Source organism: Arthrobacter roseus (genome assembly GCF_016907875.1).
GTDB lineage: Bacteria > Actinomycetota > Actinomycetes > Actinomycetales > Micrococcaceae > Arthrobacter_J > Arthrobacter_J roseus.
In genome coordinates, this window is sequence record NZ_JAFBCU010000001.1 from 703,580 (window position 1) to 728,635 (window position 25,056).

Consider the following 25,056-nt stretch of genomic DNA (forward strand, 5'->3'; position numbering starts at 1 on the left):
GCTGCGGCTCCGGCTTTGGTGCTGGGGCGCTAACCGCTTTCAGCCTCGAGCGCTCGCCGCCTGCCACAGGTGCATTGCCGCGTAGGAACGCCATGGCGTCCACGCTGTTGCATGAGTTGCCAGGGCGCGGTGATTCGCTGCTTTGGAGGCGTCGTCGTCGAGTAGGCCGAGGGCTTTCGCGCCGGCAACCAGTGCGACGTCGCCGGTCAGCCACGAGTCGGGATCGCCGATGACGCGCATCGCGATGTACGAGGCTGTCCAGGGCCCAATTCGTGGACGTGAAACAAGATCCGCGCGCAAACGCTCGGGCTCAGAGTCAACGCGAACGTCCAGTTCGCCGTTGGCCAGAGCACGCGCAGTACTCACGATGGCGCGGATGGACTGACCGGGAAGTCGCATCGGACGGTCCGGATCAAGGGGTGCGTCCTTGGGTGGATCAGGGATTCTGTCCGCTATCTGCGCGGGCGTCGGAAAGAGACGGTTTAGCCCGTCGAAGTGCGAAACATAGGGCGACCCTGCCCAGGCAGCCATTCGAGTGAGGTGCGTTCTTGCGGCAGCAACAGAGATCTGCTGCCCGACGATCGCCCACACAACGAGCTCATGCGGATCCACCGTGCCCGGAACTCTGATTCCCGGAGTGCGTTCAACAAGCGGGGCAAGAACTGGATCTGTTGCAAGCGCAGCGTCGATGGCCGCGGGGTCGGCGTCGAGGTCAAATAGGCGGCGGACACGCGCCACAGCAGGGCCGACGTCGTCCATGTCAGTGAGCTCCAACCGCAGGTTGAGATGCCAACCGGTGGCGGCCGTTTCAGTCGCGGTCACCTGAAAGGCCGCGGGTCCATGGGGCAGCGCGAGCGTGCGAGCGTACGTCAACGGACCACCCGGGGTGAGACTGGCTACGTCAACATCCTTGATGGCATGGACCGCCAGAAAGTGGAAGACCCCTGGTGCATTGAAGGGCTGCCGCACCGGCAGGTCGAGGTCCAGTCGAGCAGTCACTGTGAGCGCCCCGGCGACAGGTTGGCCATGCTAGTCAAGGCAGAATTCGTTACCTTCTGGGTCCTGCATCGTGATGAACCCCGCCTCCATCGTCGCGTTGTCGGGCTCGACTCGATAGGACCGGGTGGCACCGAGTAACCCAAGGCGGCTTGCCTCGACCTCGAATGCTTTCATCCGCTCGGCGCCGTCGAGGCCTGGTGCTGCACGGACGTCCAGGTGGAGCCGGTTCTTGGCCGATTTACCTTCGGGCACCTGCTGGAAGAAGATGCGTGGATGGGGACCCTCGAGAGGCAGTATGGCCGCGCGAGAATTCCACTGATCCCGAGGCACTCCGAACGATCCGAGCGCAACGTCCCACGAATCGAAGCCAGCCGGTGGCGGTTGCATCTGATACCCAAGAGCTTCCGCCCAGAAGGAGGCGAGCCTCGCTGGATCAGCACAATCGAAGGTGATCTGGAGTTCTCTGGTCATGGGCTCACTCTTCCACGAAAGCTTCCCTGCATCTACGCACAAACGTGGCCCAGGTGCAGGTGCGTGGTTTCGGCACCGCGTACCTGCACCTCCGCCACGTGTTTGTGCCTTGGGCGGGGAAAAGGCCCAGCCGGGTCAGGCGTAGCGGGGGAGCCCTGCCGCTTAGAGCGAGGCGAGGATCTCGACGCGATTCCCGTGGCCGTCGCGGGTGTGCAGCCTCTCGTAGCCGTCGAAGGAGTATCGCTCGCGCCAGTCGACGTCGAAGCCGAGACTCGACAACCGTTCACCGAGCTCGTCCAGGGCAGGAACGTCATTGAGCACGAGAGCGGGGTGGGCCTTCCGTGCTGGGGCGAACGGGCCCTCGACTCCCACGTGAATCTCGGCGTCGACCTCTCCCGAAGCGTTGCGGGCACGGAACCACGCGCCTCCCCGCCCCTTGAGGGCGGCAGGCTTATCGATCTCCGTCAGCCCGAGCCCGTCGCCGTAGAACTTCCGGGCAACGTCCTCCCCTCCTGGCGGGCAAGCAACCTGAACGTGGTGCAACTTCATAGTTTCTCCTTCTCGTTTTCCGATGGTGGGCTCCTGCAGTCCGAGGCTCCTCACCCTTTATCTGGGCTGGAGCAACTCCTCACAAACGCGTGGCCCAGGGTCAGGTGCGTGGTTTCGGCACCGCGTACCTGCACCTCCGCCACGTTTCTGCGTAGAGCGGCGTCAAGCATCGAGGTGGCCAAGTAGCTCGGTTTCGGCCGCGTTCAGGTATCTGCGCAGCCCCTCGGCCGCCTCGGTGCGTTGTCCAGCCCGAAGCTGGTCCACCAGAGCAACGTTTCGGTGTACATAGTGGGTGTGGAAGTCCGGGGCGGAGGCCATGCCATGAAACACCAACCGCATCTGCGCCAGCACCCGGGTCATCAGAGTATCCAGTGATGCGCTGCCGCTCATCGCAATCACTGCGCGGTGCAGTACCTGGTTCGCGGTGGCCATCCGGGAAACCGATCCGGCTTCCCGGGCGGCGGTCGCCTCCACTACGATCGCGTCCATGGCATCAAGGGCCGACGGCGATACCTCGCCCCACAGGACGGCGGCCGGCTCGATCATGCGGCGGACCCGGTAGATCTCCCGGACGTCGTCGGATGTAGGGGACGCGACGAAAACTCCACGGTTCGCGATTCGCTTAACCATCCCCTCACTGACCAGCGTGCTGAAAGCTTCCCGGAGCGTGTTCCGCGAGACTCCGAGCGAGACCGACAACGCCTGCTCCGATAGTTTGGTGCCCGGAGTCAGCTGCCCGTCGGCAATGCGGCTGCGCAGTACCGTGGCAATCCACGCCCCAGTGTGCGCATGTTCGGCGGTCTGGCCGGTGGGATTTCCCAGCAGCGCATTCATCGGCATGCCCTCCATCTAACGGTGCTCGCCCTCACGAATGGTCCCCAGAGATTCACCGCGTACGACGGCGGATCCCGGCTCCTGCTGGCCCCTGGACAGAGTGCCCGAACAGTGGGCGGACACAGTGGTTTCCATTTTCATGGCCTCCAGAATCACGATGGGGTCGCCCGCGGAAACGTCCGCCCCGTCGTCGGCCATCCACTTGACCAGGTTGCCGTTCATGGGAGCGGTGAAGGCGGCGTCATCTGGTGCAGTGTCAGCGCCGACAGCAGACCCAGTGCCCGCACCCCCGCCGCTCATCAGCGCGTCCCACAGCCCGGCCGGTATACCAAGGCGAACAGCCTTGCCCTCAATGTCCACCGTCAGCCGTTTGCGTTCTGCGCTGGGTTCGGCCGCTGTGAGTTCCGGCGACGCAACCAGTTCATCCGCGAACTCCGTCTCAATCCACGTCGTGTACACGCCGAGCGCATCCGGGTTGGTGAACGCCGGGTTGCGCACTACCGCGCGGTGGAAGGGGATGACGGTGGGAAGCCCGCGGATCACGAGCTCGTCCAGAGCAGCGCGAGCGCGGCGCAACGCCTGCTGCCTATCGGCGCCCCACACGATGAGTTTGGCGAGCAGGGAATCGTATTCGGCTGGAACGATGCCTCCGCTGCGCACACCCGTATCCATGCGCAGTCCCGCTCCCGTGGGTGGCTCGAATGCCTCGACAGTTCCCGGCGAAGGCAGGAACCCACGCGCTGGATCTTCGGCGTTCAGCCGGAACTCGAACGCGTGCCCGCGCGGTTCCGGATCTTCCGTGAGGGAGAGCTCCAAGCCGTCCGCAATACGGAATTGCTCGCGGACCAGGTCCACGCCGGTGGTTTCCTCGGTGACAGGGTGCTCCACCTGAAGACGTGTATTCACCTCAAGGAAGGAAATGATCCCGTCTGGTGACACCAGATACTCGACCGTGCCAGCACCCGTGTACCCGGCCTCGCGGCAAATGGCCCTTGCGGATTCGTGGATCCGCTTGCGCTGATCGTCCGTGAGGAAGGGGGCCGGGGCTTCTTCCACCAGTTTCTGGTTACGTCGCTGAAGCGAACAATCCCGGGTGCCAACCACCACTACGTTCCCGTGCGTATCGGCCAGGATTTGCGCCTCCACGTGTCGCGGTTTGTCCAGGAAACGCTCCACGAAGCACTCTCCCCGCCCGAACGCCGCCGTCGACTCCCTGACCGCAGATTCGAAGGCATCCTCGATGTCTTCTATCCGGCGCGCGATCTTCATCCCGCGTCCACCACCGCCAAACGCAGCCTTGATGGCAACCGGCAGCCCATGTTCCTCCGCGAAAGCCCTGACCTCGGCGCCGTTCTCCACCGTGCCCTCCGAACCCGGCACTAGCGGCGCACCAGCACGGACCGCGATCTCACGCGCTGTGACCTTGTTCCCCAGGTCGCGGATAGCTTGCGGCGACGGCCCAATCCACGTCAGCCCTGCATCCATCACTGTTTGCGCGAAATCAGCATTCTCCGACAGGAAACCGTAGCCCGGATGGACAGCATCCGCCCCAGAGAGGGCCGCGGCGTCGAGCAGCTTGGCCATGTTTAGATACGTGTCCGTACCCGTGCTGCCCTCCAGCGGGACCGCCTCATCTGCGAGCCGTGCGTGCAGCGCATCGGCGTCCGGATCCGAATACACGGCAACGGAGGCAAGCCCTGCATCCAGACACGCTCGAATCACGCGGACAGCGATTTCGCCACGGTTGGCGATCAGGACCTTCTTCATGAACGGCCTCCTTGCATCAATTCGGGTTGCAGCGTGTCTGGATCGACGACGACGAAACGGATGGCAGCACCCGGCGCCAGTTGCGCTGCCACCGGAAGATCCTCCGGTACGACGACGGCAATCACCGGGTAGCCCCCCGTTACCGGATGGTCGGCGAGAAACAGGACGGGAAGGCCCGACGGCGGCACCTGAAGCGCACCGGCGACGGCACCTTCACTGGCCAGCTCACCCTCGCGCGTACGCTGCAGCGGGGCCACTCCGTCGAGCGTCAACCGCACGCCCACCCGGTTCGATTCGGCGCTCGCAGCCCAGCCAGACCCGGTCAGTGTTTGCAGAGCATCGCGGTCAAACCAGTCTGCCCGTGGGCCTGTGGTGATGCGCAGGATCGCGGCGCCGTCGTCGGCGAGCGGTTTCTGTGTGGTCGGCTCCGGGTGGCCGACTATATGGGAGGCTTCGACGCGACCGATGGGAAGCATTGTGCCCGCGCTCAGGGGTGCCGGCCCGACGCCGGACAGGGTGTCGGTGGAACGGCTTCCCAGAATCTTGGGCAGACTCAGCCCGCCGCGGACGCCGAGGTAGGTGCGCAGCCCCTCGACGGGTGTTTCGAGGGTGAGGGTCTCGCCGTCGAGCAGGGCAAACGGGGACCGCATTGGGGCAGTGTGCGTACCACGAGCGCCGCTGACGGAAGTGGGGGTCTCCGCACCGGCCAGTGCCACCACGACGTCGCCGCGTGCCCTCATGACCAGCCCGCCGAATACCGTTTCGATCACAGCATCGGTAGGCGAATTACCCACCAGTCGGTTGGCCTGCCGTGCAGCGGGGACATCAAGGGCACCAGAGGCAGATACACCGAGATCGCCGTACCCCGGACGTCCCAGATCCTGAATCAGCGACTGCATCCCCGGTGCCACGACCTCGAGAGCGCGGGCCGGCGCGACGGCCGGTGCGTCGCCAGACGCCGCGTCGTCGTCGTCCGCTTGTTGCGTCAGCTCCGCAACCGCGACAAAGCGCACGCTGTCGCCCGGGCGCACCAGCGCCGGCTCGTCCCGGCCCAACTCCCACATGCGCGCCGACGTCCGTCCGATCAACTGCCACCCACCCGGCGACTTACCTGGATAGACGGCCGAGAAATGCCCCGCCAGAGCAACCGATCCAGCAGGAACCGCCGTGCGCGGAGTATCGCGCCGCGGCACATCGAGCACATTGTTTTCACCGTGCAGATACGCGAAACCTGGTGCAAAACCACCGAAAGCCGCCGTCCACGTCTGCGCTGTGTGTGCCTCCACAACGCCGTCCGGCCCCAGCCCGGTGAGCTTACCGACCTCAGCCAGATCCTCGCCGTCGTACACCACCTCAATGGTGACAGTCCGGCCGGCAACGTCAACAGGTTCAGCAAAATCGAGATGCTCGACGGCGGCATGTCCCGCCAGCGCGCTGACCCGTGTTTCGAACCGCAGCAACACAGTTTCGGCAGCGGCGAGCACGTCTCTCTGGCCCGGCAACGGATGCTCGAGGAGCTGGGCGTGGAGTGAGAGGACGGCGTCGAGCGCGTCAAGCTCCACCAGAAAAGCCCGCGTTCCGGCCCAGCGGATGGAGGGAATGCTCATACGAAACTCTGGATGGTGACTCCAGCGTTTTCCAGCCCGGTCCGCACTGCGGCTGCCATGGCCACGGCGCCGGGAGTGTCCCCGTGAACGCAGATGCTTTCCGCATTCATTGTCAGTTTCGATCCGTCGCGCGCAATCATGATTCCCTCGGTGGCCAGACGGATCATGTTCTCGGTGACAACGGCGGGATCGTGCAGGACGGCGTCTGCCTCGCGGCGCGAGACGAGAGTGCCGTCGGGGTTATAGCTGCGGTCCGCGAAGGCTTCGGCAACCGCGCGCATCCCCGCCTGCTCGGCTTTGGCCAGAGCAACGGATCCGGGCAGTAGTAAGAGGGGTAGTTCAGGGTTGAAAGCATGAACGGCATCGACCACGGCCTGCGCGTGAACTGCGTGGTGGACGATGGTGTTGTAGAGCGCGCCGTGGGGTTTGACGTAGCTGATTTCACCGCCGGCAGCCCGCGCCAGAGCCTGAAGGGCGCCCATCTGGTAGAGGACGTCGTCGGCAAGTTCGGTGGGGGAGCAGTCCAGAAAGCGGCGGCCAAACCCGGCGAGATCTCGGTAACCCACGTGGGCACCGATGGTGACATTACCGGCGACGGCGTCACGACAGGTCTGCGCAATCGTCGATGGGTCCCCTGCATGGAAGCCGCAGGCCACATTGGCGCTGGAAACGGAGCGCAGGACGGCCGCGTCGTCGCCCATGGTCCAGTTTCCAAAGGATTCGCCGACGTCGCTGTTCAAATCGATGGTGCGCATGGTGACCTCCGTCTCATGGTGCCGTGGTTCAAGCATGCATCAACGGAATGGATTGTTCAACAATCTAGTGGTTATGCGTCGCGTCCCGTGATGTCCGTCAGCGCTTCCTTCAATGTGCCGTGCTGGAACGTGAAGCCACTGTCTACCAGCTTCCGCGGCTCCACCCATCGGCTCTTGAGCACCAGCTCGGTCTCAGTGCGAATCACCACAGCACCAAACTCCAGCAGCCAACGTGGCGACGGCACGCCAACGCGCATACCGAGTGCCTCCCGCACGCTGCTCATGAGCGCCTGATTGGTTACCGCCTCAGGAGCCGCAGCGTTAATGGGACCGTGCAGCGAAGTGTCCCCGTAGATGTGCAGTACCGAACGGAACAAGTCCTCAACATGGATCCAACTGAACATCTGGCTACCCAACCCCATGGGACCACCCAGTCCTAGCTTGGCCAAGGTGACGAATGGGCGCATTACGCCACCGCCGGGACCCAGAACAATCGCGATCCGCAAGGCCACCTGCCGTACGCCGTCGACCACTGACTGCGACTGCGCCGCCTCCCACGCTTTCGCCACGGCAACCGAAAAGCCAGACCCAAGTTCGCCGTCGTCCTCCGTCTGTGGACGGTCCTGCGCATGCCGGTAAATGGTGCCGGTGCTGGAATTGATCCACAACGACGGCGGCCTGCCGCCCGACTTTCGACAAGCCGCCAGCGCCCTGCCGAGCTCGGCGGTGGTCTCCGTGCGCGAAGAAAAAATGGCGTCCGCGTTGGTCTTGTAGTAGCGGCAGTTCACGGTTCGACCGGCGAGATTGATCAGCATGTCGGCGTCGTCCAGCAACCCCGCTATACCTTCGGTGTCTCCCCAGGTGACTGCCGTGCCACGGCCGATGATGCGCACCTCCGTGCCCATCTCCCTGAATCGCCGTTGGAAATACGTGCCGATGAAACCCGATGCTCCGGCGATGACAACAACTTTGAGGTTCATGGCTTTGCGCTCCTGATCAGATTGACAACATCTTCAACGATTCTTCGCACAACAGGCAGGCGCGACAGGATGACGAGCCGGGCAACCAACGGTGCGGCGTTATCGATCAAGGTCCTGGTGCGGCGTTGGTTGGGCGAGCGGTCATACACCCAGAACAGGGTGACAGCCATGTAGCCCAGCCACAACAGCTCCGGCATATCCTCCCGAATCGCATGCGGCGGCTGCGGGCGGGACACGGTGACGGCTTGCTTGAACAGGGCAATCGACTTTCCGCGAGCCACCGCTGCTTCGTCACCGAAGGGGCTAACGGTCGACGACGGCCTGATGGCTACCTGCAGAAAGTTGGCACCGAAGTCGTGGTACGGCCCCATGACGTCCACGCCGGTCTGCAAAATGACCCGCAGTTGCTCGCCCAGATTTACGCCGTCGCGCAGTTGCGGAAGAGCGCGAGATCGGTGCTCATCCTGGATCGATTTGTAGAGCTCGTGGACCAGATCGTCCTTCGACTCAAAGTAGTAGTACGCGTTCCCGGTGGAAACCCCGGCGTCCGCTGCGATGCCGCGCATGGTGGTTTTGCTATAGCCCTGCTCGCGGAAAAGACGCAGTGCTGTAGTGATGAGCAGCTCGCGGGTGGCTTCGCGCTTGGTTGCCAAAATTTCTCCTTTTTGAACAGGTTCAATCCTAAGTAAAGCACTATTCTGAACGCGTTCAAAATCTCTTTTGAGGGCCTCTGCAGGTGCGTGAGAGAATTGATGCTTGGCCCACCCAGGGCCCTCCAGTGTTAATACAGCAGGCCATCCGCCAGCGAACCACTAGATTGCGATAATCCCATGACAGATACCCAGGCCCTGAAACCCAGTGCCCGCTTTGCCTCCATCGGCAGCCCCTACTTCGGCATCATGCTTGCTGCACTCGCCGTCGTTCTGATCCTCTCAAATATTGGTGCGTCCAAAGGCGTCGTTATTGGGCCGTTCATCACTGATGGCGGGTTTTTCCTCTTCCCGCTCGCGTACATCCTCGGAGATGTCATCAGTGAGGTGTACGGATTCCGGGTAGCCCGCAAAGCGATCATCACCACCTTTCTCCTGTCCGTCTTCGCGTCCCTGTGCTACTGGATCATCATCGCCCTGCCCGGATTCGACGACGACTTCAGCACCGCAAAACAGTCAGCCCTCGAGCTCGCGCTCGGTCCTGTGCCGCTGATTGTGCTAGCCAGCCTGCTCGGATTTGTTGTTGGCCAAACGCTGAACTCGTTGGTCCTGGTCCGCATGAAGGAACGCTTCGGCGAGGGACGGCTGTGGGCCCGGCTGATGGGCTCCACCGGGGTCGGCGAGTTCGCGGACACCCTCATCTTCTGTTCCATCGCGGCCCCGGTCATCGGCATCACGGACTTCCCCACCTTCACGAATTACGTCCTCGTCGGGTTCGTCTACAAGACCCTCGTCGAGTTCGCCTTCGTGCCCGTCACGTCCATGGCCATCGGGTGGGTCAAGCGGCGCGAGCCCAGCTACGGCGTCGCACCCTTCTAACCCGTCGTCGTTCACCACCCGCAAAAACGTGGCGGAGGTGCAGCTGCGTTGTTTCGTCACCACGCGTCTGCTCCTCCGCCACGTTTCTGTCTGGTCTAGTGGACCCAGCGTAAGCAGCGTGGCCTAACGACGTCGGCTCTCGGCAGCAGTGATGGCCGCTAGGACCCGAGCCTTGAGTTCGGCTGCGCGAAAAAGGTCGGCCCACTCGATGCGGAGAAACTGCCACCCCATTTCGGTGAGTGCCTTCTCCCGTCGTCGTTCCTGGAAAAGCGCATCGCTCGTTGGTTGGTAGTCGAAGTACTTGGTCTTTCCATCGAACTCGAACGCGAGTTCGAGCTCCGGCAAGGCAAAATCGAGCCGGTGACTGCCGAGGCGGGTCTGAACAACGAACTGCTCGATTGGCGTGGGCAGATTCGTGCTGATGAAGAAGTGCCGCGTGAGAGTTTCGCCAGGAGATTCAGAGAGCCCACTCGCTTTCTCCATGACCTCTCGGGCACGACTGATCCCTCGGTGGCCGGCCAGAGACTTGAGAATGTGCGCAATGTTCTCCCGATCTGCCCCTCTCCGCAGGGCATGATCGGCGACAATCAGGCCCTGTTGATGCGACAGAATCCGACCGCAGTCCACAACCGTGCGCTCCACACTCGTTGTCCTGAAACCGTCAATCACCACTATCTGGTCTGGTGGAAGGACAAAGCAGTGGCTTTGCACGTCGAGGCCGTGGCCATGGGCGGATATCGCGAAACCCTGCGTTGCGTGAATCTGCTGGTTGACCCGCCACAGGTTGAGTTCCTGCAGGCACGCGGCTGAGGTGTGGCTGTACACCATCCTCCCTTTCGACGTCGAGAGGATGCCGTGTTGATGGGCCTCCAACCGCCGTCGTTGGAGAGTGTCTTCGGAAGGAGGTTCCTCTGACTTGTCGGCGATACGAAAGCAGCCGCGACGAACCCTTTCGAGAGATTTGTCTGTCACCAGGGTCTGGATGTGCCGTTCGGTGAGGCCGTGCTCCAGTAATTTCTGCGGAAGGGAAGAGAAGGACGCAGTAGAGAAAGTAGCGCCTACCGCGGAGCGTAGTAGCGGCCCAGCACCTCGGCCTTGAGGTCAAAGAAGGTGCCGTCCTCGATCGCAAGCCGTGCATCGTCCACGAGTTTCACAATGAACCGTTCGTTGTGGATCGAGACGAGGGTGGAGGCCACCATTTCCTTGGCCCGGAACAGGTGGTGGATGTACGCGCGGCTGTAGTGGGCGCACGCGTAGCAGTCGCAGCGCTCCATCAGAGGGCTGAAGTCGCGTTTGAACCGGGCGTTGGAGAGGTTCCAACGGCCGTCCGGGGTGTAGAACGCGGAGGTTCGGGCAACACGGGTGGGGGAGACGCAGTCGAACGTGTCCGCACCGTTCTCGATGGCGGTGAAGAGGTCGTCTGGTTCGGAGATGCCCAGTAGGTGCCGGGGTTTGTCCTCGGGCAGCTCTTCGGAGCACCAGCGCACAATGGTGCCGAGGTTCTCCTTCTCGAGGGCACCGCCGATTCCAAAACCGTCAAAGTCCATGGCGCCAAGGTCTTGGCAGGCTTTCCGCCGCAGATCCTCATACTGCGCCCCCTGGATGACGCCGAACAGTGCTTGGTACGGACGGTGGGCCCGGGCCGCGGTCAACAGATCATGCTCAGTCACGCACCGCTCTGCCCACAGGCGCGTCCGCTCCAGGGACTGCTCCTGGTAGCCGCGTGAGTTCATCAGCGTGGTCAGCTCGTCGAACGCGAACATGATGTCCGCCCCGAGCTGGTGCTGGATCTGCATGGAGATCTCGGGTGTGAACCGGTGGCGATCACCGTTGACGTGGCTTTTGAACCACACCCCGTCGTCGTCAACGTGTGCCAGCCGTTCCTTGCCGGCGGCGACGTCGTCGTCCGCACCACCGGAGGTCACGGCGTCCATGTTGATGACTTTCTTGAACCCCGCGCCGAGGCTCATCACCTGGAATCCACCGGAATCGGTGAAGGTGGGACCGTCCCAGTTCATGAACTTTCCCAAGCCGCCGGCCTCGTCGAGAATGTCCGCGCCGGGCTGCAGGTACAGGTGGTAGGCATTGGCGAGCAGGGCTTGCGCACCGAGCTCCTTCATGGATTCGGGGAGCACCGCCTTGACGGTCGCTTTGGTTCCGACGGCGATGAAGGCGGGCGTCTTGATCTCGCCGTGTGGGGTGGTGATTGTCCCGGTGCGTCCCTGAAAGTCAGCGGCAGGCAGCGACGTGCTGTCCCGGAGGCGGGTTTCGACGGCGAATGAGAATGAGGGTTTCTGCGATTGAGGATGCACCCATCTATTTTGCCAGCAGATAGCGGACCTACGGCGCCCCTACTCCAGTGTCGATGTCACAATCGGCTCCGAATCGGGGTAGTGCACGCCACGGAACTCGTCCCAGCGTTCCCACACATCGTGCAGTTGCTTCGCGCCGAGTTCGTAGGTGGAGGCAATCGCGATGGATTCCCCGCCGGGCAGATCCCCAAGGATCAGCAGTCCATCGCCGCGCTCGGCGTAGGCGTGAACGGTTAGTCCGAGCTGGTTGGCGCTGCGGAACCACACCTTGCCGGTGATGTCGATGCCGGTGGGCAGGCTGGCCGAATAGTCTTCGCCCGGGGCGCGAACGTCGTCGAGCCCCAGCGTGGAAATAATGGATCGACCATCCTTGGAGGCGCCTGAGAAGTACAGGGTGCGACGGGTTGAGTTGGGGTGTCGTTCGAGGGCGAAACGCAGCTGCTGCAGGAACGTGACCCACCCTTCGGTCACGGTGGGATCGTCATTGGCGCGTTCAACACTGATGCTGATGCCGCCCTGTTCGGGGTGCAGCTGGAACGTGTCTCCGCCGTCAACTGTCAGACTCCGATGATCAGCGTCTTCCACAGCATTAGTGAAGTAGATGGTGTCGACTTCGTCTTTGAGTGAGTCCGAATCCCAGCCATGCCACTGAAGCAGCTTCGCAGGCTCGCGGAGCATGATCCAAGCCTGCTGGGCATCCGCGTTTACATGGACCGTGAGCGCTTCGGTGCTGGTTGCGGGAGCTGGAGTGTCCGTCATGACTTGACTCTACTCTGGCCGGTCAGGCCCGGCCAGAGGCGAATTTAGTCAACGCGGATGCCTCGGATCGCGATGAGTTCATTATTGATGCGGCGGTCGATCTCCTGTGGGGTCAGCGTTTCTGACCCGCCATGCGTGCGCAAATACATCAGGGTGTATAGCCGCAGGACGCGCCATTCCTTCTCGGTGACGTCGTCGCCGGCAGCCGATGCGCGTTGAATCTCGCGGTCGTACAGGTGCGGTTCGTTCAGCTGGCGTTGTCTGACGGTCGCGGCCACCTTCGCTTTCAGCGGGTCCGTTTCGACGTCGTCGATGGTCCGCAGCCGTGTGGTGAACTCTTCGGATGCTGTGAAGTCGCCGTTTTCGTAGGTGATGTATGCCGCCATGGCTAGGCAGCTTTCAATCCACTTCCAACGTGCAAAGTTGCCGTCAAAATCTTGGCCGGTAACGAGCGAGGTGACCATTAACGCGTTATCGGTATCCAATAGCTCGACGAACAACACATGGGCGAGGTCTCGCACGTCCTGCAGGTTGCTGCCGGATTTTATGTTCAGTCCCTTGCCCAGCCTGGCCGCGAGTTCCTGAACCGCTGGGCTTTCCGGGTGGACTGCAGCGGCGTGCGCGACGACGGCCTCCGGGGTTCCGTCCTCAGCCGGGATGACATCCACTGGTCCTGTGGCTGGTGCGGTGTCCGCTTCCACTCCGACACGAACGGTCGACGACGCTGCCATCCGCACTGTGGAGCCGTCGTCGAGCGTGGCGGTCACCAGTGCGGGAACGCCGTAGTCGTCTTGTTCCACGGTGATCTCGCGGACGTGCTGCGCCGTGCCACTGGGGGTGAGGAGGCGTTGACCAGCGGAGACGGCACTGGCCCGGGTTGGACGCGTCTCGGCTGCCATGGTTACCTCCCCCAGCAGACGTGAGCCATGGCTTGACGGAGCAGGTTCCCACGACCGCCGGTGAATTCATTGAGCAGTCCGGGGCTGAGGGCTTCCTGCGGTGACACCCAGGTGAGTTCCAGGGCGTCCTGGCGCGGATTGCACTCCCCGGTGACGGGGATGATGTAGGCCAGTGCGACGGCGTGTTGACGGTCATCTGTCAGCTCGGTTTCCGACGGCGCGGGGAAGTATTCAGCGATGGTGAACGGCACGGGGCTTGCGGGGAGCTGCGGCATCGCGAACGGACCGAGGTCTTTTTCCAGATGCCGGATGAGCGCCGCCCGGACAGTCTCTCTGTACATCACGCGTCCGCTGACGAAGGTACGGATCATCTCGGCTTGGTCGTTGGCCTGGAGCAGCAACCCGACCTCCGTGACATACCCGAGCCCGTCGAGTCGCACGGGAATGGCCTCCACATAAACCATGGGTAGGTGGCTGCGGGCCTGGGCAAGGTCCTCTTCCGAGAGCCAGCCGGGGGTGGGGTCAGGAGTGCGAACATTCATAATCAAGTTCTACCCCACATGGTCGCGGAGAGTCATCCGCGACTCCCCGGACGGTCCTTTTGACTCGGTATTTTCCCCACGCAGAAAGGGCCATGCCGCTACGAGGGGAACGCCACGCCTTCGCCGACGACGCGCAGGTGCAGCCTGGTTCCTATCCGGGCGAGGCCGATGTTCCAGTGCCGGATCGAAATGATTTCCTGGTGTGGGCAATCCTCTTCATCTGGGTGCGCGTCCAATTGGATTTTCACGGTGATCTCGGGTCCAAAGAAGTCTGTTTCGAGCACGATGCCGTGGATGGGGCCGCCGTCCGCGATGCGGATTTGTTCGGGGCGGAGCATGAGTTTCACGCGGCCCTGGCACGTGGGCCGGCGGACGGGGATGCCGCCAAGGGCGCAGGTGGCCAGGGAGCCTTGAAGTTCGGCGTCGAGGACCACTGCCTCGCCCAGGAATTCGGCGGTCTGCCGGTCTGCGGGGCGGGTGTAAACCACGAACGGGTTTCCCACCTGGGCCAGAATGCCGTCCCGCATGACGGCGACTTGATCGGCGAAGGAGAGGGCTTCTGCCTGGTCGTGGGTGACAAGAATTGCTGTGCAGTCTGCCTCGGCCAGGACGTTCGCAACGGCTTTTCGAGTGGAGATGCGCAGTCCGGCGTCGAGCGCGGAGAACGGTTCGTCCAAAAGCATGAGGTCCGGTTCGCGGGCTAGCGCGCGGGCCAGTGCTACGCGTTGCTGTTGACCCCCGGAGAGCTCGTCGGGCCGGCGATTGTAGAAGTCGGCTGTGAGGGAGACCATGTCCAGGAGCTCTGCCACACGGTCCTTGGCAGTGGCGCGGTTGAAGCGTTTCCGGTCCAACCCGAACGCCACGTTTTCTCCGACGGACAGGTGCGGGAAGATGGCTCCGTCCTGGGCCACGTATCCCACGTTTCGGCGGTGTGCCGGGACGAGCTTGGGGCCGCCCGCCACCATTTCATCATGCAGGAGGACGGTGCCTGTCTCTGGTGCTTCGAAGCCCGCGATGATTCGCAGCAGCGTGGTTTTGCCGGATCCGGAGGGCCCCACGATGGCGGTGGTCACGCCCTGCTGTACGTCCAGGCTCACTCCACGCAGCACTTGGGTGGTGCCGAAGTTTTTGGTGACGTCGCGGATCGTCAGATGGTTGGTGGTCTGCAGTCTGTTGTCTGCGGTCACGCCGCTCCTTCAGTGTTCATAGTCCAGCGGCCTTTTGCGACTGTGAGTACAGCAGGTAGGTCATCGGCAGGGAGAGCACGATCATGGCGAGCGCGTAGGGTGCGGCGCCGGCGTAGTCGATTTCGGAGGTGAGCGACCAGAACTGGGTGGCGAGGGTATGTACCCCGGTGGGTGCCAACAGCAGCGTGGCGGTGAGTTCGGTGCTGACGGCAAGGAACACCAGGGCTGCGCCACCGGCAGCGGCGGGCGCCGTGAGTCGAAGCGTAACCCGAAAGAACGATGACAGTGGTGAATGGCCAAGTGCCCGGGACGCTTCTTCGAGTTCGCGCGGTGCCTGCGACAGGCCGGTTCGTAGGGTGACCAGTGCGCGTGGCATGAACAGCAGCACGTAGGCGGCGATGACAACCGGCGCGGTTTGGTACAGGGGGAACGCAAAGTTGATGGTCACGGTGATCAGGGCCAGACCGACCACAATCCCTGGCATGGAACTGGTGACGTAGTTCAGTCCTTCAATGAAGCGCGTTGCTGGTCCGCTGTACCGGACGGCGAGCCAGGCAATGGGGAACGCGAGGATTGTGGTTGCGATGGCGCCGGTCAGCCCATACCCGAGTGTCTGGAGGACCGCCGTCGTGAGCTCAGGGGTGTTCCAGATGCGACTCCCACCGGCCAGTAACCAGCGAAATACGTTCACCAGAGGGACCCCGAGGGCTAGGACGGTGATGACGACGACGACGGCGATTGCCGGAATTCTCCAGCGGCCAAGGGGCAAGATGGTGGGGGTGGAGGCTACGCCGGAGCCGATCCGTGCGTAGCGGGCGTTTCCACGGATGCTTGTCTCGGTGAGAAGGAGCAGCAGGCAGAGAAACACCAGGACGCTGGCCAGCATGTTTGCGGCGGAGCTGTTGAAGGTGGATTGGTACTGGACCATGATCGCGGTGGTGAACGTTTCGAAGCGGATCATGGCGAAGGCGCCGTATTCGGACAGGAGGTGCAGCCCCACCAGGAGTGCGCCGCCGATGATCGGGATCCACAGCTGTGGCAGGACCACGCGCCGGAAGACGTTCCAGGGGCCGAGCCCCAGAGAGGCCGCGGACTGTTCGATGGCCGGGTCCATCCGGCGCAGCATCGCGGCGGTGGGGATGTAGACCAGCGGGTAGTAGGACAGTACGGAGATCAGGACGCCGGACCACAGCCCTGAGAGTGAGGGGATGGTGCTGACCCAGGCATAGCTATTGACGAACGCCGGGACAGCCAGTGGAGCTGCGAGGATCAGCGCCCACGCCTTGGCGCCCGGCAACGACGTGCGTTCCACCAGCCAAGCGCCCAACACACCGATCGCGATGCAGAGCGGCACTGTGACAAGGGTGAGGAGCACGGTATTGAGCAGCAGGTGAGCAACGCGTGGCCTGACGATCAGGTTATAGGCGGTTTCCCAGCCGGTGTTGACCGTCATGACGGCAACGAATCCAAGGGGGATGAGCGTGCCGAGGCTGATGAGGATTCCGACGGTGAGTACGCCCACAGGGGGACCGGAGCGTTTGCTCCAGCCCCCCTTCGGGTGACGCGCCGTCGTCGTGCCGGCCCCTGGTTTATTGCTCACAGGGGCCGATCCGGTGTGGTGCTGTGGTGTTTAGTGGCACCGTTCTAGATTAGGCCTGCCGCCGTCATGAGTTCGACGACCTTTTCGCTGTTGAGCTTGGACGGGTCAACCTTGGGTGCTTCAAGCTCTTCGAGCGGGACGAGTCCTTCGCGCGGTTCAACGTCCTTGCCCACTGGGTACTCCCAGTCGGTGCCTTCGCTGAGCATGTTCTGGCCCTCTGTGGAGGTGATGTACTCAACGAACTTGTGGGCAGCTTCCTTGTTCTCCGATGACTTCAGAACGCCAGCGCCGGAGACGGAGACAAACGCACCCGGATCTTCGTTCTTGAAGTAGTGCTGAACTACGTTGCCGGAGTTCTCACCAGTCTTGGCCTGGTCGCCGAAGTAGTAGTAGTGGTAGATCACGCCGCCGGCGATTTCTCCGGCGTTGACGGCCTTCATGACAGCGCTGTTGCCCTTGTATGCTTTTGAGTTTTCCTTCATGCCTTCGAGCCATTTGGCCGTGGCTTCTTCGCCTTCGAGTTCCAGCATGGCGGAGACGATGGCCTGGTAGTCAGCACCTGAGGGTGAGGCACCCCATTTGCCTTTCCACTCCGGCTTGGCCAAGTCCATGATGGACTTCGGCAGGTCCGCTTCTTTGAGCATGTCCTTGTTGTAGACAAACACGGTGGAGCGGGCGGCGACGCCGGTCCAGGCATCGGTGGATGGTCGGTACTGTTCGGGGACCTGTTCCGTGACGGTGTCTGAGATGGGATCGAAGAGGTCCTCGTTGGCGAGCTGCGCCATGGCTGGGGAGTTCTCCGTGATGAAGACGTCTGCCGGAGACTTCTCACCTTCGGCAATGATCTGGTTGCTCATCTCGGTGTCGCTGCCCTTGCGCAGTGTGACCTTGATCCCGGTTTCCTCGGTGAAGGCATCGGCCCATGCTTTGGTCATGGATTCGTGCTGGGCGTTGTAGACGGTGATTTCGCCGGCGCTCTCAGCGGAGCTGTTGGGATTCTCGGTGGCGGTCTCTCCGGACCCACAGGCGCTGAGCCCAAGGACGGCGGCTGCTGCGATGGCAACAAGCGAAGCTGACTTGAAACGGAAGTTCATCGATACCCTTTCGAATGGCATGAGGGGAGGTTCGGCGGCGCTGCCGAACCTGCTCGATTCACTGTAGGTTAGGCAACCCTTAAGAAACCACCAAAAATGGCCGCATGTGAGGAGAATCACATGACTTAGGAAATCATTGTATGACCTAATTACAGCTCCGGACGCCGATCACCTAGAGATCATTGTGATTGACTAGCTTGTACTCGAAGGAGAGGTTCACTACGTATATGTCTATGAATCACGACAGCGTTGCCCGCGGCTTCGATATCAACGCCGTCCGTTCCCGGTTCACTTCGCTCCGAGAGGGAGGGTTCACCTTTTTCGACGCCCCTGCCGGTAGCCAGGTTCCCGATGAGGTCGGGGACGCGATGGCAAGGCTGATGCGGGAAGCCAGTGGTAACACCGGCGGCTACGACCCTACTGCGCAAACACTCACCGACCTGGTGACGAAGTCGCGGGAACGCGCCGCCGAATTCTTCGGAGGCGACGCCGACAATATTGCTTTCGGCGGTAGCATGACAGCGCTTACCTTCATCCTCAGCCGTGCAGCTACGCGTCACTTTGAACCCGGCGACGAAATCATCGTCACGCGACTCGACCACGAAGGTAACGTCGCTCCCTGGAGAGAGCTCGCGATTGATCGGGACTTCGTGGTCCGGACGTGCAACCTGACCGAAGATTTTCGGATCGACGTGGACCACCTGGGGTCGCTGGTGACCGATCGAACGAAGATTATTGCGTTCCCGTGGGCTGCAAATACTGTTGGTTCAATCGCCGATATTGCTGAAATCTGCGAAATAGCACACTCAGTTGGGGCTATCGCGTGGGTCGACGCCGTGCATTATGCCGCTCATCAAAAGATGGACGTTCGTGCCGTCGGTGCGGATGTTGTCCTGGCGTCTCCTTACAAGCTCTGCGGCCCCCATATGGGCATGGCGCACCTTGAACCCCGGGTTGCCGATCAATGGCGTGCCTATAAAGTCCAAGCCCGAGAAGAGCACCCGTTGGGCGGCCGATTCGAAAATGGCACCCGACCGTTTGAACTTCTAGCCGGGCTGTGCGCTTCGCTCGATTACATCGACTCCATCGGCGGATTTGAAGCGATTGAACCCTACGAAAGGAGTCTTGCACACCATTTTTTGAATACTCTTTCAACGGACTTCACCGTATATGGCCCGCCTCTAGAGCAACGAGTACCGACCTTCTTGCTGACGGCTCCTGGCATAGATGCGGAGACGATTTCTCGGAAGCTCGTTGAAGAAAGAATCTCTGTCTGGAAGCACAATTTTAATTATGAGGTTGGGCTTCCTGAGGTACTTCCCTTTAAGGGGGAAGCCGTCCGGGTGGGGATCGCCCATTACAACACGTTCGAAGAGATTGATCATCTCTGCTCTGCGCTGGCTAAAATCGCTAAGTAGCGCTGGTGGCCGCAGCCTCCAGCGTCATCCAGGCCTGCAACTGCGTGGACAGCTCGACGGCGGCTTCCGGCGGATAAATTTCCTCGGCCGGTTTCTCTGGCGCGGAGGAAAAGATGGTGACAGTCCGACGTCGGCCCAGCAGTCCTTTGCGGATGGTCCGTTCGCGCCGGCCCTCCCACAGGGCGTCCGCCGTGGCTTGAACCATACGGATGGCGGCGCCGCGGACTTCTTCAGGCAGCCGGTGGTCAGTGGCGGCGACGGCCAGATACCGGACGAGAATTCCCGTGAAGAGCCCTCCGTCGCCATGTCCGTGAGTCAAGAGAACGCCGTCGACGGACAGGTGCTGTTCCACGGCGATCACGAGTGCAGCAGCCCGGTCTAGGTTGTCGACACCCCCTAATTCCAACAACGCACCGAGCACAGGTCCCTGGTTATAGGAATAGACCGCCGACTCCAGCACTGTCTCCGTTCCGCGGATCTTCAGGCCGTCCAGATACAGACCGCGTTGTCCGTCGAGCAACGAATTGTTGAGCCAGTCGATCAGTTCCTGCGCACGCTTCCGCTGTCCCTGCCGCGCAAAGAACAACGCGGCTGGCGCGGTTGCCGGAGTGTTCTTGAAGTCGCGTTTGGTATTCCAGAAGATCCCGCCGCCGAGCTGATGAGTGTGCGCGGACTCCAGCGCCCGCCGCAGAGCGTTAGTTGCCTGCTGATTGCGCTCGCGCCCACCACTGTTGGTGGCTTTGGCGAGGTTATCCAGGCGTTCTGCTGCAAGAGCCAGCCATGCCATATCGTCATAGAACCAGTTGGTGTACCGGAGGAAATTCCGCAGGCGAATGGTCCTTACCAGATGCGATGCAAGCGCTCCTGCGCTCGGGCGGTGCTCCCCGTCGAACCTGGTTCCTGTTGCCAGCTCGCGCAGTCCGGTGTCCACCAGGCAATCGACGTAGTGGGCCTGCCACCAGTAGTGCCATTCGGCCACGGATTCTAACCGGGTAGCGGGGTGTTTGATGGATCCAAGGTGGGTGCCCGGGATACCGAGGAATCGGTGGCCGAAGTGATCCACCACGGATCGTGCGGCAACGTCTGCGCGGAATGCTGCTACCGACAGGTCCGGTTGATTGGCGCTGCTGGCGGGCTGAGAGTTGAGCATGTCATCACCCTAGCTGTGGGGTCGTAGAGTCGATACCGAGCAGTCTGCACAATTTTGTGGGCGGTGCGTGCTTGGTGGTCGCCGTCACAGTAGGCTCGATATGGATTTGGAACTCTTCCGAGGAGGACTCATGGACATCTCAGGCAGCGTAGCGCTCATCACTGGTGGCGCATCTGGACTTGGTGCGGCAACGGCCCGCAGGCTGTACGACGCCGGCGCGTCCGTTGTGCTCGTGGACCTGCCCCAGTCGAAGGGCCAGGATTTTGCCAGCGAACTGGGTGAGCGTGCGCGCTTTGCCCCGGCCGATGTCACGAACGAAGACGAGGTCCGCGAAGCTGTCCGCGTGGCTACTGAGCTCGGGCAACTGCGGATCGTGGTGAACTGCGCAGGCGTTGCAACGCCGGGTAAGGTCCTGGGTCGTGACGGCGTGCTTCCGCTGGAACAGTTCAACAAGGTCATCCAGATCAACCTCGTGGGTACGTTTAATGTCATCCGTCTCGCAGCCGAGGCCATCGCCGCCACAGAACCGGTCGAGGTCAACGGGACACAGGAACGCGGAGTCATCATCAATACCGCATCGGTCGCCGCTTTCGACGGACAGATCGGCCAGCCCGCGTACGCCGCGTCCAAGGGCGCCGTAGCCGCTATGACACTGCCATTGGCCCGCGAGTTTGCCCGCTCCCTGATCCGCGTGGTCACCGTCGCCCCCGGAATCTTCGAAACCCCGATGATGGCTGGTCTTCCGCAAGAAGCGCAGGATTCATTGGGCAACCAGGTCCCGCACCCTTCCCGGTTGGGTAAGCCCAGCGAATACGCGCAGCTCGCCCAACACATTATCGAAAACCAGATGCTCAACGGTGAAACCATCCGTCTGGATGGAGCTATCCGCATGGCGCCGAAATAAGAGGAGCGTCTCGCACCTCTATGACAGTGACAGAAAGGGTGGGCTCATTGCCGAGCGCCGCTGATACCTTGCCGAGCGCTGACTTCTTCGATTTTGAAGCGCTGCTCTCCGATCGGGAGCAACGCAAACTTGTGGAGGTTCGGGAGTTTCTCGCTGCGGAGGTGACTCCTCATGCAGCGGACTGGTGGAACCGTGAGCATTTCCCCGCTGACCTGCTGCCTAAACTGGGTGCGCTGGGGTTGAGTACGCCCGTCCAGCAGGGGTACAGCCACCTTTTCGCTGGGCTGGTCATTGCCGAGATGACGCGAGCTGACACCTCCATTGCCACGTTCTTCATGGTTCACCATGACCTGTTCGTTGAATCTCTGCATCGCTTTGGCACGGAGGAACAGAAGGACCGCCTGCTCGATGACGCCATGAATCTGCGCATCACCGGCGCCTTTGCCCTCACTGAACCTGATCACGGGTCCGACGTCGCCGGCGGCATGACGACGACGGCCACCAGAGATGGCGACAGTTGGATCCTGAACGGGGCCAAACGCTGGATCGGCAACGGCACGTTCTGCGATTACATGCTCGTGTGGGCGCGGGACACAGACACGGGCGAGGTTCGCGGGTTTATTGTCGATGCGCGGCTCGATGGGTTCAACGCTCGGAAGATCGAGAACAAGACCGCGCTGCGTACTGTGCAGAACGCGGACGTCGTCTTCGATGATGTGCGTATTGCCGAGACGGACCGCTTTGTCGGCATCAACAGCTTCAAGGACACAAATCATCTGCTGCGTGGCTCGCGCATCATGGTGGGATGGCAGACCGTTGGTCAGCAGCTGGCTGCATTCGACACTGCACGGTCTTATGCCCTTGAGCGTTTACAGTTTGGCCGTCCCATTGCCTCCTTCCAGTTGATTCAGAGCCAATTGGTGCAGATATTGGGTAACACGGTGGCCAGCATGGGGATGATGGCCCGCGTGGCTCAGCTTCAGGAAGCAGGGGACGACGACGGCGCTGGTGCGGGTATGCCGCAGGCGGCGCTCGCGAAGTCTTATACCTCGGCCCGAATGCGTGAGTCTGTGGCCCATGGCCGTTCCATTCTGGGCGGGAACGGGATTGTCACCGACTACCGCATGGCGAAGATCTTTGCCGATGCGGAGGCCATTTACACCTACGAGGGCTCGTTCGAAATCAACACCCTCATTGTGGGCCGGGACATTACGGGGATTTCCGCCATCGTGTGACGGCTCCTCCCGCGAGCTGATCGGACGGCTGCCAGGACAAGGTAGTAGCTGTCGCTGAGGTATCTCCGCGGCCGCGTGCTAGACAGCGTCCCAGCGGATCCTATCGAGGAAACACATTGTACGTAGGCCAATCAAGTGGTGTACTTCACTCATGTCTCATCCGAGACGGGGGTATGAGACATGGTCTGGCACGCCTCTCTTTGCCGTCTAAACCTCACCAAGAGCACGCTCAGTGAAGGTCGACATGAACAGATCTGCCAAACTCATCACAATGCTGTTCGCACTGGCTGCTCTTACCTCTGATTGTTTGGTTGTGGGGACAGACGGACCAATGCGGGCAGGCGGGGATTCGTCGACGCTCTGTACTCCGGCCCTAGCCAAAGGCTTCGCCGCCATCGGCGACGTGGTCCACAATGACGGTGACGGCAACCTATCAATCACCGAGGTGGAATTAGTCCGGGCCACGGGGCTGACGCATGAAGATAGCTACATCATGCTGATCGAACGGATGGAAGATGAGGTTCTGGGATCAGCCAGCACCGTATCGGATGACCCGCGTGACATAGCAAACTGGGAACGCCGGATAAAACTGGACAACTTCACCTTGGCCCCAGGCGACGTGGCGAATGTGATCGTCACGCTATCCCTTCCCGCGACGGGCACCGATGGCCAAGCCGACGCAATGAGAATCACCTATACCGACGGTGCCCGCGACTTCACAGCTGAAACAACGATGAAGATCGTACTGGCCGGCGAGGAAGGTTTGCGTCTAAACACCGGAGCAGGGAGTCCCGAAAACGAATCGCTCACTAGTGTTGACGCTGGCTTCTTCGATTCACGGTTCCAGCCTGGTTAAGGTGTCGCCGCCATCACGTGAAACTCGTACGTCGACGTCAGCGGCAACCCAGATCTCCAGAACTCCGCCAACGGAGTGGGCAGCGAGCGCAGTGGGGCTCTCCTGGATAGAGCTCTTTGCTTCCCAGGTAAGTCCTGCGTCTTCACTAGTGTAGATTTCGCCAGCGGGTGTAACCCCAGCCGCAAGGTTTCCGTCCATTGCCGTCAACAACAAGCGCGGGCTTCCATCAACGCCGCTCCACGAACCACCGGCATCCGTTGATCGGTACAGCCCTTCTGCAGATGTTGCCAGGACGACACCGCTTGAGTGAGTGCCGGATAGGTCAAAGGCTTGAAATTGCGTCGCAGAAGGTTTCCACTGGCGGCCGTCCACACTGCTCAATACGTCCCCGTCGAAGCCAACAAATTTGTTGCCTGCAGCAGCGAGGGCGTGGAAATCGGTCTCGCCTTGCCGTGACATCGGTTGCCAACTACGGCCCTTATCCGTAGATCTGATCAACCCGACCGGGTTGGGCATATCGGTACCAGGACCGGGGTGTCCGGATGCGTAGAGCGTTCCCTCCTCGTTGGCGGTGAAGCCCATCAGATCGATGACGGGACCTATCCGCTCCGCAGGACGGGACGAAACGTTGTACAGCCCGTCGTGAGTGGCAAGCAGGATTTGATCAGCAGCGGGATCGACGCTCATTCCGTGGACATGTCCGGTGGGATAGCCATCAGGGACTGTGTCTTTGTCCGGCGCGGAGGACGGTGTCCCACATGCGGACAGGACCAGTGCGGACAGGACAGCAGCGACGGTTACCACGTAGAAACTTTTGCGCTGTGGAGCTAATTTTTTAGACATTGTTGAGTCCCTGACTTGTTGGAATGTTAGGGGCGGTGCGCTGGCGGGAAGGCTCCTGGAGTAGTGCGCCTTCCGGCCAGCAACCGAGTCCTAGAGGTCGGCCAGAAGGGCTTCCATTTCCTCAATTTCGGCCTGCTGAGATTCCATGATGGTCTCCGCCAGGGCGATAGCGTCAGGGTACTGACCATCCTCGATCTCGTCCTGTGCCATCTCAACGGCGCCGTTGTGGTGGGCGGTCATTGAGGTGAGGAATATCTTTGCTGCTGCTTCGCCTTCGGCGGCTTTCAATTCAGCGACTTGGTCCTCCGTCATCATGCCCTGCATATCGCTGGAACCGCCCATATCGTGGCCTTCCATGCTTCCTGACATTTCAGCCTGTTCGCCCCAAGAATCGAGCCAGCCGGTCATCGTTTCAATTTCTGGTGCCTGAGCATCCTTGATCCTGGTCGCGAGGGCGCTGACTTCGGGACTGATGGAGTCCTTCGCTAGAACGATCTCGCTCATCTCAACCGCCTGACGGTGGTGCGGAATCATCATTTGGGCGAACATGACGTCCACATCGTTATGTTGCTCGGAGGCGTTTTGGTTGGGACCAGCTGTGGAACTGGCGTCAGTTCCAGGCGATGGCGCAGTGCTCGGATTGTCGTTGGAGCCGCAACCGGCTAAAGCGATCGTTGCAGCAACGGCGAGGGCTGAGATGGAAAGATAACGCGTCATATCGGTGTCCATTGCAGAGGTTCTTGAGAGTTTGCATCGTCGAGGGCAC

Annotated in this window: 25 protein-coding genes; 5 read left to right on the forward strand and 20 right to left on the reverse strand. The window is 61.6% G+C overall.

What is annotated here, in order from left to right; translation table 11 throughout:
* Positions 1-39: 39 nt before the first annotated feature.
* From JOE65_RS03740 to JOE65_RS03780, 9 genes are all read right to left on the reverse strand, one after another.
* Entirely contained in the window at positions 40-999 is a 960-nt protein-coding gene (locus JOE65_RS03740; RefSeq protein WP_205161977.1) for a DNA-3-methyladenine glycosylase 2 family protein, read from the reverse strand.
* Positions 1,000-1,029: 30 nt separating this feature from the next.
* The gene (locus JOE65_RS03745) at positions 1,030-1,470 is read right to left on the reverse strand and encodes a VOC family protein (protein ID WP_205161978.1); all 441 of its coding nucleotides are present in this window, start codon (positions 1,468-1,470) and stop codon (positions 1,030-1,032) included.
* A gap of 162 nt (positions 1,471-1,632) precedes the next feature.
* Positions 1,633-2,019: a VOC family protein gene (locus JOE65_RS03750; protein ID WP_205161979.1), complete on the reverse strand. Its 387-nt coding sequence runs from the start codon at positions 2,017-2,019 to the stop codon at positions 1,633-1,635.
* A 162-nt stretch (positions 2,020-2,181) separates the two neighbouring features.
* Positions 2,182-2,859, reverse strand: coding sequence for a GntR family transcriptional regulator (locus JOE65_RS03755; protein WP_205161980.1), 678 nt, complete (start codon positions 2,857-2,859; stop codon positions 2,182-2,184).
* Between the two features lie 9 nt (positions 2,860-2,868).
* Positions 2,869-4,620 carry an acetyl/propionyl/methylcrotonyl-CoA carboxylase subunit alpha gene (locus tag JOE65_RS03760; RefSeq protein WP_205161981.1) on the reverse strand — a complete coding sequence of 584 codons (1,752 nt, stop codon included), beginning with the start codon at positions 4,618-4,620 and terminating at the stop codon, positions 2,869-2,871.
* Positions 4,617-6,227, reverse strand: a complete 1,611-nt coding sequence (locus tag JOE65_RS03765) for a 5-oxoprolinase subunit B/C family protein (RefSeq protein WP_205161982.1) — start codon at positions 6,225-6,227, stop codon at positions 4,617-4,619. The genes JOE65_RS03760 and JOE65_RS03765 overlap by 4 nt, the downstream gene beginning before the upstream one ends.
* On the reverse strand, positions 6,224-6,982 hold the full coding sequence (locus JOE65_RS03770) for a LamB/YcsF family protein (RefSeq protein ID WP_205164004.1): 759 nt from the start codon (positions 6,980-6,982) through the stop codon (positions 6,224-6,226). Before JOE65_RS03770 ends, JOE65_RS03765 begins: the two co-directional genes overlap by 4 nt.
* A gap of 71 nt (positions 6,983-7,053) precedes the next feature.
* Entirely contained in the window at positions 7,054-7,962 is a 909-nt protein-coding gene (locus JOE65_RS03775; RefSeq protein ID WP_205161983.1) for a TIGR01777 family oxidoreductase, read from the reverse strand.
* Complete coding sequence (locus tag JOE65_RS03780) at positions 7,959-8,615, reverse strand: TetR/AcrR family transcriptional regulator (RefSeq protein ID WP_205161984.1); 657 nt, start codon at positions 8,613-8,615, stop codon at positions 7,959-7,961. The genes JOE65_RS03775 and JOE65_RS03780 overlap by 4 nt, the downstream gene beginning before the upstream one ends.
* Positions 8,616-8,792: 177 nt before the next feature.
* Here JOE65_RS03780 and JOE65_RS03785 point away from each other — a divergent pair, with 177 nt between their 5' ends.
* Positions 8,793-9,491, forward strand: coding sequence for a queuosine precursor transporter (locus JOE65_RS03785; protein ID WP_205161985.1), 699 nt, complete (start codon positions 8,793-8,795; stop codon positions 9,489-9,491).
* A gap of 123 nt (positions 9,492-9,614) precedes the next feature.
* Here the strand turns inward: JOE65_RS03785 and JOE65_RS03790 are convergent, their stop codons facing one another.
* The 8 genes from JOE65_RS03790 to JOE65_RS03825 form a co-directional block, all read right to left on the reverse strand.
* On the reverse strand, positions 9,615-10,463 hold the full coding sequence (locus JOE65_RS03790) for a hypothetical protein (RefSeq protein WP_205161986.1): 849 nt from the start codon (positions 10,461-10,463) through the stop codon (positions 9,615-9,617).
* 86 nt (positions 10,464-10,549) lie between these two features.
* Positions 10,550-11,803, reverse strand: a complete 1,254-nt coding sequence (gene tgt / locus JOE65_RS03795) for a tRNA guanosine(34) transglycosylase Tgt (protein ID WP_205161987.1) — start codon at positions 11,801-11,803, stop codon at positions 10,550-10,552.
* A 39-nt stretch (positions 11,804-11,842) separates the two neighbouring features.
* On the reverse strand, positions 11,843-12,562 hold the full coding sequence (locus JOE65_RS03800) for an SRPBCC domain-containing protein (protein ID WP_205161988.1): 720 nt from the start codon (positions 12,560-12,562) through the stop codon (positions 11,843-11,845).
* Positions 12,563-12,606: 44 nt separating this feature from the next.
* The gene (locus tag JOE65_RS03805; protein WP_205161989.1) at positions 12,607-13,461 is read right to left on the reverse strand and encodes a DUF6707 family protein; all 855 of its coding nucleotides are present in this window, start codon (positions 13,459-13,461) and stop codon (positions 12,607-12,609) included.
* A gap of 2 nt (positions 13,462-13,463) precedes the next feature.
* The gene (locus JOE65_RS03810; RefSeq protein WP_205161990.1) at positions 13,464-14,003 is read right to left on the reverse strand and encodes an NUDIX hydrolase family protein; all 540 of its coding nucleotides are present in this window, start codon (positions 14,001-14,003) and stop codon (positions 13,464-13,466) included.
* Positions 14,004-14,101: 98 nt separating this feature from the next.
* Positions 14,102-15,190 (reverse strand): ATP-binding cassette domain-containing protein, encoded by a 1,089-nt coding sequence (locus JOE65_RS03815; RefSeq protein ID WP_205161991.1) that lies wholly within the window; start codon positions 15,188-15,190, stop codon positions 14,102-14,104.
* A 16-nt stretch (positions 15,191-15,206) separates the two neighbouring features.
* Positions 15,207-16,790 (reverse strand): ABC transporter permease, encoded by a 1,584-nt coding sequence (locus tag JOE65_RS03820; protein WP_420827484.1) that lies wholly within the window; start codon positions 16,788-16,790, stop codon positions 15,207-15,209.
* A gap of 44 nt (positions 16,791-16,834) precedes the next feature.
* Positions 16,835-17,884: an iron ABC transporter substrate-binding protein gene (locus JOE65_RS03825; RefSeq protein ID WP_205164006.1), complete on the reverse strand. Its 1,050-nt coding sequence runs from the start codon at positions 17,882-17,884 to the stop codon at positions 16,835-16,837.
* 227 nt (positions 17,885-18,111) lie between these two features.
* Between JOE65_RS03825 and JOE65_RS03830 the strand changes: the two genes are divergently transcribed.
* Positions 18,112-19,302, forward strand: coding sequence for an aminotransferase class V-fold PLP-dependent enzyme (locus tag JOE65_RS03830; protein ID WP_205161992.1), 1,191 nt, complete (start codon positions 18,112-18,114; stop codon positions 19,300-19,302).
* Here JOE65_RS03830 and JOE65_RS03835 read toward each other — a convergent pair.
* Complete coding sequence (locus JOE65_RS03835; protein ID WP_205161993.1) at positions 19,295-20,452, reverse strand: glycoside hydrolase family 76 protein; 1,158 nt, start codon at positions 20,450-20,452, stop codon at positions 19,295-19,297. The genes JOE65_RS03830 and JOE65_RS03835 overlap by 8 nt on opposite strands.
* A 130-nt stretch (positions 20,453-20,582) precedes the next feature.
* Here JOE65_RS03835 and JOE65_RS03840 point away from each other — a divergent pair, with 130 nt between their 5' ends.
* The 3 genes from JOE65_RS03840 (at position 20,583) to JOE65_RS03850 (ending at position 23,447) form a co-directional block, all read left to right on the forward strand.
* A complete protein-coding gene (locus JOE65_RS03840) occupies positions 20,583-21,356 on the forward strand; it encodes a 3-hydroxyacyl-CoA dehydrogenase (RefSeq protein ID WP_205161994.1) in 774 nt (257 codons plus the stop codon).
* A 20-nt stretch (positions 21,357-21,376) separates the two neighbouring features.
* Positions 21,377-22,591, forward strand: a complete 1,215-nt coding sequence (locus JOE65_RS03845) for an acyl-CoA dehydrogenase family protein (RefSeq protein ID WP_205161995.1) — start codon at positions 21,377-21,379, stop codon at positions 22,589-22,591.
* Positions 22,592-22,835: 244 nt separating this feature from the next.
* A complete protein-coding gene (locus JOE65_RS03850; protein WP_205161996.1) occupies positions 22,836-23,447 on the forward strand; it encodes a hypothetical protein in 612 nt (203 codons plus the stop codon).
* Here the strand turns inward: JOE65_RS03850 and JOE65_RS03855 are convergent.
* Together JOE65_RS03855 and JOE65_RS03860 are read right to left on the reverse strand one after the other, a co-directional pair.
* A complete protein-coding gene (locus JOE65_RS03855; RefSeq protein WP_239536610.1) occupies positions 23,427-24,290 on the reverse strand; it encodes a F510_1955 family glycosylhydrolase in 864 nt (287 codons plus the stop codon). The two genes, JOE65_RS03850 and JOE65_RS03855, sit on opposite strands and share 21 nt — an antisense overlap.
* 90 nt (positions 24,291-24,380) lie before the next feature.
* Positions 24,381-25,007, reverse strand: coding sequence for a DUF305 domain-containing protein (locus tag JOE65_RS03860; RefSeq protein ID WP_205161997.1), 627 nt, complete (start codon positions 25,005-25,007; stop codon positions 24,381-24,383).
* Between the last annotated feature and the right edge of the window lie 49 nt (positions 25,008-25,056).